This window comes from Tessaracoccus sp. SD287, assembly GCF_017355265.1.
Lineage (GTDB): Bacteria > Actinomycetota > Actinomycetes > Propionibacteriales > Propionibacteriaceae > Aestuariimicrobium.
In genome coordinates this window covers 34702-44495 of sequence record NZ_JADIJQ010000027.1, presented here as the reverse complement: position 1 = coordinate 44495, position 9794 = coordinate 34702, and the positions used below count along the sequence as shown (strand labels likewise).

Sequence of the window (9794 nt, the reverse complement as noted above, 5' to 3'; positions counted from 1 at the left end):
GCATCCGCGAGTCCCGACGCCCCACCGCTGGTGACGAGCGCGCCGACACCATGGCGCACCTCGATGACACCGCGGGTCTCCAACGACGCCAGGGCGCGGGCCAGAGTGGCCCGGCTGACCCCCAAGTCAGCAGCCAGTTGTCGTTCGCTGGGCAGACGGTCGCCGGGGCCAAGACCCTGGGCATCAATGAATGTCGAGATGTGCTCGGCCAGGCTCTCGTACAGCCTTTCGCGGCGTACCGGCGCAAGGCGACGGCCGGTCTTCTCTGACGACATGCGGGGATCCTACCTGTCGGACCAGTTGTCAAGTGGCTAGTCCACTGGCAGGATAATGAACCAGTGGCGCTGAGTGTGACATCGATCACACTTTCGGTGCCGTTGGCGCCCGCCATCTGTCCTGATCATTCGAGATCAACGTCGATCATTGGAAGTTGTTGCCCCATGTCCCACGAGATCCTCTCGCTCATCGTCCTGGCTGTCGTATTCCTGGTCGCCACCATCCGTGGCGTCAACATGGGTGCCCTGGCACTCGTGGCGGCCTTCGTGGTGGGTCTGTCCGTCTATGACGCCACCGTCGCCGACATCCTGGACGGGTTCCCCTCCAGCCTGTTCGTCATCCTGGTCGGTGTCACCTACCTGTTCGCGCTCGCGAAGAACAACGGCACCGTCGACTGGATCGTCCACGGCGCCGTCAGAGCGGTCGGCGGACGCGTCGCGCTCGTGCCGTGGGCCATGTTCCTGGTCTGCGCCGTGGTCACCGCCATCGGTGCCGTGAGCCCCGCGGCCGTCGCCATCGTGGCGCCGGTGGGCATGGGCTTCGCCCTGCGCTACAAGATCCACCCGATGCTCATGGGCATGATGATCGTGCAGGGCGCCACTGCCGGCTCGTTCAGCCCCATCGGCATCTTCGGCTCGATCACCAACGGTGTGGTCGACAAGAACGGCCTGGTCGGCAACCCGCTGTTCCTGATGGTCTCGGCCTTCGTCGCCGCCTTCCTGATCGCGCTGATCGCCTTCTTCGCCTTCGGTGGCCGCGCGCTGATCGCCCGCGGCAAGGAGGACGCCAACACCCTGGCCACCCTCGATGACGAGGTCCACGTCACCGGCAGCTCGGCCACCACCGAGGCGCACTCCAAGGTCGAGGCCGACCGCCAGGTGAAGCAGGTCACCGCCGTCACCGGCGACACCCACACGCTGAACGCCGAGCGCAGCTTCACCCTGCTGGGCCTGGTCGCGCTGATCGTCGGGGCCCTCGGCTTCGGCCTGGACGTCGGCTTCACCGCCCTGACCGTCGCCGTCGTGCTGACGCTGGTCTTCCCGAAGTCGGCCAAGGGTGCCGTCGAGCAGATCTCGTGGGGCACCGTGCTGCTGATCGGCGGCATCGTCACCTACATCGGCCTGCTGCAGAACCAGGGCGTGGTCCAGTGGCTCGGCGACCAGGTCGCTGGCGTCGGCGCACCGCTGATGGCGGCCCTGATGATCTGCCTCATCGGTGCTGTCGTGTCGGCCTTCGCGTCGACCACCGGCATCATTGGTGCCCTGATTCCGCTGGCCGTGCCGTTCCTGATGCGCGGCGAGGTCAACCCCGTAGCCCTGATCGCCGCCCTGGCGATCTCGTCCTCGGTGGTGGACTGCAGCCCCTTCTCGACCAACGGCGCCCTGGTGGTCGCCAATGCCGAGCCCGGTGAGCGGGAGTCGGTGTTCCGTCAGCTGATGATCTGGGGCATGAGCATCATGGTCATCGCACCGATCGTGGTGTGGGGCGTGCTGGTGGTTCCGACCTCCTGATGCTCCTCCGCCGGGGGATGAACGCCCGCCCAGCGGTGTGCACCCAGTGACGCTGATCGGCCCCCTCCGGGGCGATCCAGCCCACTGGATGCACACCGCTGGGTCGTTCCGGCCGTGCGTGCCCGGGTCAGGCCACCGCGCGGGGGCGTCGAGCCCGCTTGCCGATGCCGAGCCCGACCAGGTGGCTGATCACCATGGCGATGTACAACATGCCGGTGATCTGCTGGATCATCACGACCGCCCGGGCCAGCGGACGCACCGGCACCACGTCGGACAGCCCCGTCGACGTCATGGTGGTGCAGCTCAGGAACAGCAGGTCCATCCAGCTGCGGGCCGCCTCCGGTTGCACCGCCGCGATGAAGCTGCCCGGCTGCAGGTACTGCAGCGCCGAGTAGGCGTGCGCGAACGCCCACACCCCCACGGTGAAGGTGGCGCCCACGGCGAACAACTCGTCGGCGGTGACGTGCTCGTCCTTGACCATGTAGACCACCAGCGCCACCGCCGCGTACCCGTAGAACAGGGTGTAGGACACATCGCTCCAGAAGTGCCACGGCTGGGCCCACGCCGTGACGGCGTCCACGATGGTCAACGCCACGGCTGGCACCCCCACCAGGGCCGAGACCCATACCGTGACCGGGGTCGAGGGCACCAGCCTGGTGGCGAGCACCAGGGCGATCAACCCCAGCAGGGCGACGATGCTGCGCTGGGAGGTGTTGCCCACCCGGTCGACGAACGGGTAGATCAGGATGCTGACCAGTTGCACGGCCAGCAGCGCCGCCGCCGGGTTCCGACGCACCGTGTGCCAGCCGAAGCCGGACACCTCCGGCTCGTCCACCGGTCCCTGGGCCAGCGAGCCCGTGCCGGGGTCGTCCGCCACGGGCAGTCCGTCGGCCGGTGCCACCGGTGCCTTCACGGCACCATCGGCGACGTCTGCGGCGTCATTAGGTTCCATACGCCGGATGGTAGGGCCTGTCGGGACCGTGCGGGCAATGTCGCGCCATCGGGTCAGGCGCTGTCCCCGCGCCCCTCCCCCGGGCATTGGGCCGCGAGCCCCACGGGGCTAGAGTTTGTCGTAGTCACGTCCGCGAGGAGCATCATGTCGAACTGGAACCAGCAGCCCGGGTCACCCGACCCGTACCAGAGCTCCGGCTACGGTTCACAGCCGTCAGCCACCCCGTACGGCCAGCCGTCGGCCACCCCGTACGGCCAGCCGTCTGCCACCCCGTACGGCCAGCCGTCGGCGAGCGGCCAGCCGTCTGCGAGCGCCCCCGGTGGCGATCCCTACGCGAACGACCCGTACTCCGCAGATCCCTACGCCGGCGACCCCTACCAGCAGGGCGCCGCCCCGTACGCCGATCCCTACGGTCAACCCAGCCAGCCCTACGGGGCAGCGGTCCAGCCCTACGGGGCCTACAACCCCTACGCCGCCTACGGCGCGCTGGCTCCCCACCCGGGTGCCCCCTACGGTGTCGACCCCAAGACGGGGCTCCCGTTCTCGTCGAAGACCAAGATCGCTGCCGGTCTGCTGCAGATCTTCCTGGGCGCCTTCGGCGTGGGACGTTTCTACACCGGCCACTACGGCATCGCCGTCGCCCAGATCATTGTGACCTGGGTGACCCTCGGCTTCGGGGCCATCTGGCCGCTCATCGACGGCATCATCATGCTGGCCGGTGACGTCAAGGACTCCGACGGCTACCCGTTGCGTCCCTGACCCCACCGACCCCGCCCGACCCCGTCCGCGCGAGCCTCAGGCCTCGGCGTCCTTGTCATGACCCTGCACGGCGCGACGGGCCGCGGCCAGCTTGGCGTACATGTCGTCGATCGCGGACTGGAACTTCTTTTCGACCTCCCGTCGGCGCACCTTGAGCGTCGGGGTGAGCAGTCCGTTGTCCATGGTGAACTCCTCGATGGAGGCTCGCAGGTCCTTGATCTGCTCGTGGCTGGGCAGTTTGGCGGTCAGCGCGCCCACCCGAGCCTTCAGCTCCGCCAGGATCTGGGGGTGCTCGACCAGTTCGTCATCCTTCTCGGTGTTGATCCCGAGCCGTGCGGCCAGGTCCTTCAACTGCGGCATCGAGGGGCGCACCAGCAGGGTCAGGAACGGACGGCCCTCGCCAATCAGCACGGCATGCTCGAACAGCGGGTCCGAGAGCACGAGGCCCTCGATCTGCTGGGGGGCGACGTTCTTGCCGCCCAGGGTGACGATGATGTCCTTGATGCGGTCGGTGATGACCAGGAAGCCGTCGGTGTCGACGTAGCCGGCATCCCCGGTGCGCAGCCAGCCGTCGGCAGTGATGACCTCGGCCGTCGCCTCAGGAGCGTTCCAGTAGCCGGCCATCACATTGGGCCCGCGGTACATGATCTCGGAGTTCGCCCCGATTGCGAGCTCCCCGCGCATCATCACGCGCCCCGCCGTGCCGATCTTCCAGGCGCTGCGGGAGTTGAAGCTGACCAGCGGCGAGGCCTCGGTCAGGCCGTAGCCGGTGAAGATCTGGATTCCGGCTGCCGAGAAGAACTCCTCGACCTCCTTGCGGATCGGTGCCCCACCGCAGGCCAGCACGGTCTTGGGTCCGCCGATGGCTTCCCGGACGTTCTTGAAGACCAGCTTGTCGGCCAGGGCGACCTGGGTCGTGGTCCACGACGAGGGCTGGCGGCCCTTGCGGTAGGCATGCTGGGCCCGCCCGCCGACGCGGAAGGCCCAGTCGAAGACGCGCTTCTTCACCGGTGACGCGGCCGCCTTCTCGTGCGCGACGCGATAGACCGTCTCGTACAGCTTGGGCACGCTGACGATCATGGTGGGCTGCACCTCCACCAGCGCCGCGGCCACCAGTCGGGCGTTCGGAAGGTAGGTGTTCAGGCAGCCGTGGGCGAACACGATCGTCGTCCACGCCCGCTCGAGGGCGTGGCTCAACGGCAGGAAGCTGAGGCTGTGGTCCTGCTCGGTGATCGGGAACAGACTGGCCACCGCGTCGACCTGGGCAACCAGTGCGCCGTGGTGCAACATCACGCCCTTCGGGTCACCGGTGGTGCCGGAGGTGTAGATGATCGAGGCCAGGTCGTCGGCGGTGGCGGCCTGCTGGCGTCCGGAGATCTCGGCGTCCCACCCGGCGGCCTCGTCATTGGCGCCGTCACCGACGAGCCACTCGTCCAGGGCCGGGACGTCCTCGTCGGGGATCGCGGGGATCGAGACCATCCATTCCAAATCGGACAGCTCCGGCCACACCTCGCGCACCCGACCGGCCTCGCTGATGCCACCGACGACCATCCCGCGGGCACCCGAGTCACGCACGATGTGGGCGATCTGCTCGGGGGTCGAGGTGGCATAAATCGGCACCGGCACGGCCCCGACCCGCAGCAGCGCGAAGTCGACCTCGCTCCATTCCGGGCAGTTGTTCGCGAACAGCGCCACCCGGTCACCCTTGGCGATGCCGTCGCGCACCAGTGCGCGGGCAATCTGCTGGATGCGGGCGTCGAACTCCCGGTAGGTCTGGGTCCGCCAGGTCGGCTCACCCTCGGGGTTGGTGCGGATGCGGGTGGCCGCGCGGTTCGGGTGCCTGCCCACCGTGGCGCGCAGCATGTGGTCGAGGTGCCGGACGGCCAAGCCGTCGGTCACCAGTGGGCGGGGGGCGGCGGCGCTGGGTGATTCGGCGTTCATGGGAGCTCCTTTGGTCGCACGCGTCAGTCTAGGGATGTCACCGACGCCACGGGCAGGGGGTCCGCGGAGCACCACCTAGACTCCTCGACATGACTGTGATGGGTGGCCATGTTGATGCTGACGATCCGATTGCCGCGGCGCAGGCTCGGGGGGCGAACCTCGCCCAGTTCTTCCTGGGTGACCCGCAGAGCTGGAAGGCCCCGAAGATCACCCACCCCGGCGGCGCCGAGGGTCTGAAGGTTGCCGCCGCTGCGGCGGGCATCGACCTCTACGTCCACGCCCCCTACGTGATGAACGTGGCCAGCACCAACAACCGCATCCGCATCCCCAGCCGCAAGACCCTGCAGCAGACCCTGACCGCGGCCGCCTCGATCGGGGCCAAGGGGGTCATCGTCCACGGTGGCCACGTCACCGCCGACGAGGACCCGGCGGTCGGGTTCGCGAACTGGCGCAAGGCGGTCGACGGGCTCGAGGTCGAGGTACCGCTGCTCATCGAGAACACCGCCGGCGGGGCCAACGCGATGGCCCGCAAGCTGGAGCGCATCGACCAACTGTGGACCGCACTGGACGGCTCCCCGAACGCGGACCGGATCGGCTTCTGCCTGGACACCTGCCACGCCCATGCCGGCGGGGAGGAACTGGTCGGTCTGGTGGAACGCGTGCTGGCCATCACCGGCCGCATCGACCTGATCCACGCCAATGACTCCCGTGACGCCTTCGACTCGGGGGCCGACCGGCACACCAACTTCGGTGAGGGCTTCTGTGACCCCGAGGGCATCGTCGAGGTGGTCAGGCTGAGCCGGGCCCCGGTGGTGGTCGAAACACCGGGTGGAGTTGAGGGGCAGGCGGCGGACCTGGCCTGGTTGGCCGAGCACCTCGACCGTAGGTGATGCTGCGCAGCACCACCTCGACCGGGCCGCGCCGGCCACGTCGAGCCAGCAGGTCGCAGAGCACCACCGAGGACGCCCAGACGCCCGCGGCCAGGGCCATCGCCTGCCAGGTGCCGATGTCGTCGCCGAGGGCGAACCCCCAGGCGCTGAGCAGCGGCGCCAACAGCAGCGACTGCCACAGGTAGCTCGACAGCGAGCGCTGGCCGACGGCCGCGACCGCCAGCACCGCCCTCGGGGGACGCTGCTCGTGGCGGGCGCCGAGCAGGGCGAACACGCAGGCGTAGCCGATGCCTGTGCCCATGCCCGCCACCGAGTTCAGCACCACCAGCATCCACGGGGCATGCTCAAGGGTCAGCACGCCCACCTGCTGCAGACCGGTGACCAGCCCCAGCACCCACCCGACCGGGATGGTGACGGTCGCGACCCTGACCAGGCGGACACGGTGCCGGGCGACGTTCTCGAGCAACTGGACGCGTCCCGCCATCCAGCCCACGAACAGCAGCAACGGAATCGGGATGACCAGACCGGCAACCAGCGCATTGCCGGCCCAGGTACTGACCCGCCACAGGGCCGCCATCAGGTAGTCGCCCTCGCCGGCGGTGAGGTCCACCAGGTCGGACGTGCTGGTGTCGGTGCCGACGGTGCCCGTGCCGGAGGTCTGCAGCCACACCCCCAGCACTGCCACCAGTAGCCCGACCAGCACCATCAGCGCACCCATCGCGATCGTCCAGGTCTTCAGGATGGCGGTCCGGCGGAAGAAGAACAGGGCACCGACCAACAGGCCCGCCAGCGCGTAGGCGCCCACGACGTCGCCGACGAACAACAGCAGCGCGTGCAGGAAGCCGATCACCAGCATGGTCAGGTGCCGGCGGTTCAACATGGCACGGACCGCCGCGTCGGGCACCCCCCGGGCCCGACGTGACGTGTAGAACTGCACCATTCCGTAGGCGAACAGGAAGGCGAACATGGGGAAGGCCCGACCGTCGACGATGGTCAGCATGAGCACCTGGATGACGCTGTCGACCACGCCCGCCGGCGCCGGATGCGGGCCGATGGGGCCTGGCGGGTGGCCGTAGAGGTACCACGACACATTGGCCAGGGCGATGAACAGCAGCATGAAACCGCGGGCCAGGTCGGGGGCGAGTCGACGTCCGGGGGCCGGGGGTGGCTGCATGCGGTCCAGCCTAGGCAGACCGGGGCCGCCGGATTTGTCGCCAGCACATCTGGACCCCCCGCCCCTGATGTGTCCTGGCTCACCGTTAGGATCACCTGCGTGACCAAGGTCGTTTACGTGGCATCCCCTGAGGGGCGAGTGGGCAAGTCAGTGATCGCGTTGGGCCTGATCGAGGCCCTCGCGACCACCGTGCAATCCGTCGGCGTGTTCCGGCCACTGGTGAAGTCGCTGCGACGCGACCAGGTCACCGAGACGCTGCTGAGCCTGCCCGGCATCAACCAGACCTTTGACGAGGCGGTCGGGGTCAGCTACGACGAGATGACCGCCGACCCTGATGCGGCCATGTCGCTGATCGTGCACAAGTACGGACGCATCCAGGACAAGTACGACGCCATCGTGGTGGTCGGCTCGGACTTCGCCGGCGTCTTTGCCCCCACCGAGATGGCGTTCAATGCCAGCATCGCGGCCAACCTCAACGCCCCGGTCCTGCTGGTGGTCTCGGGCAGGGATCGGTCCATCGCCAACATCGAACGCTCGGCCCGGGTCTCGATGAGCGAACTGGTTGCCAACCACGTGAACGTCATCGGCGTCGTGGCGAACCGGGTCGACGAACAGCAGGTGCGCGAGGTCCGCGAGCATCTCACCACCCTGGGCCAGCAGTACGTCACCGCGGCCATTCCCGAGAGCAGGGTGCTGGCGGCACCCACGGTCCGTGCCCAGTTCGAGGCGACCCACTCCAGTCTGTGGACCGGGGACCCGCGGCTGCTCGACCGCGAGTCGCTGGGCGTCCTGGTCGCCGGCATGTCCCTGCCCAACGTGCTCGACCGGCTCGAGCCCGAGTTCACCATCGTGGCCCCCTCGGACCGGCTCGACCTGCTGCCGGGTCTGCTGATGGCCCACCGGTCGGGCACGTTCCCAGCCATTGCCGCGGTGATCCTGGTGGGTGGCTACCCGGTGCCCTCGGCCATCAACCGACTGATGTCGGGCACCGACGTCGACCTGCCCATTGGTTTCACGAGCACCGGCACCTACCGCACCGCCGAACGGCTGTTCGGGATGCAGGGCACGATGACCAGTTCGGCCCGCAAGATCGAGGTGGCGCGGCGCATGTTCGCCGACCACGTCGACGCCGACGCCATCCTGCGCTCGTTGGAGGTTGACCGTGCCGACATCCGCACCCCGCTGATGTTCGAGTTCCAACTGATGCAGCGTGCGCGTGCCGACAAGAAGACGATCGTGCTGCCCGAGGCCAGCGACCAGCGCATCATCGAGTCGGCGTCGATCCTGCTGACCCGCGACGTGGCCCACATCATCCTGCTCGGCGACGAGACCGAGATTCGCAATCGCGCCCACCTGCTCGGCTTCGACATCAGCGAGGCGCAGGTGGTCAGCCCCCACAACCGGGTGCTGATCGAGAAGTTCGCCCGCGAGTACGCCCGGCTGCGCGCCCACAAGGGCGTCACCGTGGAGCAGGCCCGGGAGAAGCTGAAGGACCTGTCCTACTTCGCCACGATGATGGTGCACTTCGGCATGGCCGACGGCATGGTGTCGGGGGCGGTCAACACCACCGCCAACACCATCAAGCCCAGCCTGGAGTTCGTCAAGACCAAGCCCGGCGTCACCGTGGTCAGCTCGTCGTTCCTGATGTGCATGCCCGACGAGGTGGTCGTCTACGGCGACTGCGCCGTCAACCCCGACCCGACTGCCGAGCAGTTGGCCAGTATTGCCATCAGTTCGGCCGAGACCGCCGAGGCCTTCGGCATCGAGCCACGGGTGGCGATGCTGTCGTACTCGACCGGCAGCTCGGGTTCGGGTGCCGACGTCGACAAGGTGCGCGCCGCCACCGAACTGGTCAAGCAGCAGGCGCCGCACCTGAAGGTCGAGGGCCCGATCCAGTTCGATGCCGCCGTCGACCCGGCCGTCGGCACCAAGAAGATGCCCGGATCCGAGGTCGCCGGCCAGGCCACCGTCTTCGTCTTCCCCGACCTGAACACCGGCAACAACACCTACAAGGCCGTCCAGCGCACCTCCGGCGCGGTGGCCATCGGGCCGGTGCTGCAGGGCCTGAACCGTCCCGTCAACGACCTGTCCCGCGGCGCCCTGGTCGACGACATCGTCAACACTGTCGCCATCACCGCCATCCAGGCCCAGATGGACGCCGCGCTCGCCGCGGCCGGCGGCCAGTCCGAGGCCCCGGCCAGCAAGGACTACCAGCCGATCACCGACATCACCGAGTTGCCGCGTCCCGACGACGACGCCCAGCACTCCTGAACCCCGCACCATTCCCCAGA

General features: G+C 68.5%; 8 protein-coding genes. 4 read left to right on the top strand and 4 right to left on the bottom strand.

The genetic code is table 11. The features are described 5' to 3' along the window. Positions 1-275, bottom strand: a 275-nt coding sequence (locus tag IPV09_RS10970) for a FadR/GntR family transcriptional regulator (RefSeq protein ID WP_207475292.1), incomplete at its 3' end; no start/stop codon positions are given. A 165-nt stretch (positions 276-440) separates the two neighbouring features. Here IPV09_RS10970 and IPV09_RS10965 point away from each other — a divergent pair. Next, positions 441-1787, top strand: coding sequence for an SLC13 family permease (locus tag IPV09_RS10965; RefSeq protein ID WP_207475291.1), 1347 nt, complete (start codon positions 441-443; stop codon positions 1785-1787). 127 nt (positions 1788-1914) lie between these two features. On the opposite strand, the gene IPV09_RS10960 is transcribed toward IPV09_RS10965, so the two are convergent. Beyond that, complete coding sequence (locus IPV09_RS10960; RefSeq protein WP_207475290.1) at positions 1915-2739, bottom strand: potassium channel family protein; 825 nt, start codon at positions 2737-2739, stop codon at positions 1915-1917. Between the two features lie 144 nt (positions 2740-2883). Between IPV09_RS10960 and IPV09_RS10955 the strand changes: the two genes are divergently transcribed. Continuing rightward, on the top strand, positions 2884-3498 hold the full coding sequence (locus tag IPV09_RS10955) for a TM2 domain-containing protein (RefSeq protein WP_207475289.1): 615 nt from the start codon (positions 2884-2886) through the stop codon (positions 3496-3498). A gap of 36 nt (positions 3499-3534) precedes the next feature. On the opposite strand, the gene IPV09_RS10950 is transcribed toward IPV09_RS10955, so the two are convergent. Further along, positions 3535-5439, bottom strand: coding sequence for a long-chain fatty acid--CoA ligase (locus IPV09_RS10950; protein WP_207475288.1), 1905 nt, complete (start codon positions 5437-5439; stop codon positions 3535-3537). An 89-nt stretch (positions 5440-5528) separates the two neighbouring features. On the opposite strand from IPV09_RS10950, the gene IPV09_RS10945 reads away from it, so the two are divergent. Beyond that, positions 5529-6329, top strand: coding sequence for a deoxyribonuclease IV (locus IPV09_RS10945; RefSeq protein WP_207475287.1), 801 nt, complete (start codon positions 5529-5531; stop codon positions 6327-6329). On the opposite strand, the gene IPV09_RS14295 is transcribed toward IPV09_RS10945, so the two are convergent. Continuing rightward, positions 6229-7503 carry a DUF418 domain-containing protein gene (locus IPV09_RS14295; protein ID WP_242681522.1) on the bottom strand — a complete coding sequence of 425 codons (1275 nt, stop codon included), beginning with the start codon at positions 7501-7503 and terminating at the stop codon, positions 6229-6231. The genes IPV09_RS10945 and IPV09_RS14295 overlap by 101 nt on opposite strands. 99 nt (positions 7504-7602) lie before the next feature. Here IPV09_RS14295 and pta point away from each other — a divergent pair, with 99 nt between their 5' ends. Beyond that, positions 7603-9774: a phosphate acetyltransferase gene (pta, locus tag IPV09_RS10940; RefSeq protein WP_370590295.1), complete on the top strand. Its 2172-nt coding sequence runs from the start codon at positions 7603-7605 to the stop codon at positions 9772-9774. The last annotated feature ends 20 nt before the right edge of the window (positions 9775-9794 follow it).

Coding starts and splice junctions, on each gene's coding strand:
- IPV09_RS10965 (WP_207475291.1), top strand. CDS start 441: ATGTCCCACGAGATCCTCTCGCTCATCGTCCTGGCTGTCGTATTCCTG.
- IPV09_RS10960 (WP_207475290.1), bottom strand. CDS start 2,739: ATGGAACCTAATGACGCCGCAGACGTCGCCGATGGTGCCGTGAAGGCA.
- IPV09_RS10955 (WP_207475289.1), top strand. CDS start 2,884: ATGTCGAACTGGAACCAGCAGCCCGGGTCACCCGACCCGTACCAGAGC.
- IPV09_RS10950 (WP_207475288.1), bottom strand. CDS start 5,439: ATGAACGCCGAATCACCCAGCGCCGCCGCCCCCCGCCCACTGGTGACC.
- IPV09_RS10945 (WP_207475287.1), top strand. CDS start 5,529: ATGACTGTGATGGGTGGCCATGTTGATGCTGACGATCCGATTGCCGCG.
- IPV09_RS14295 (WP_242681522.1), bottom strand. CDS start 7,503: ATGCAGCCACCCCCGGCCCCCGGACGTCGACTCGCCCCCGACCTGGCC.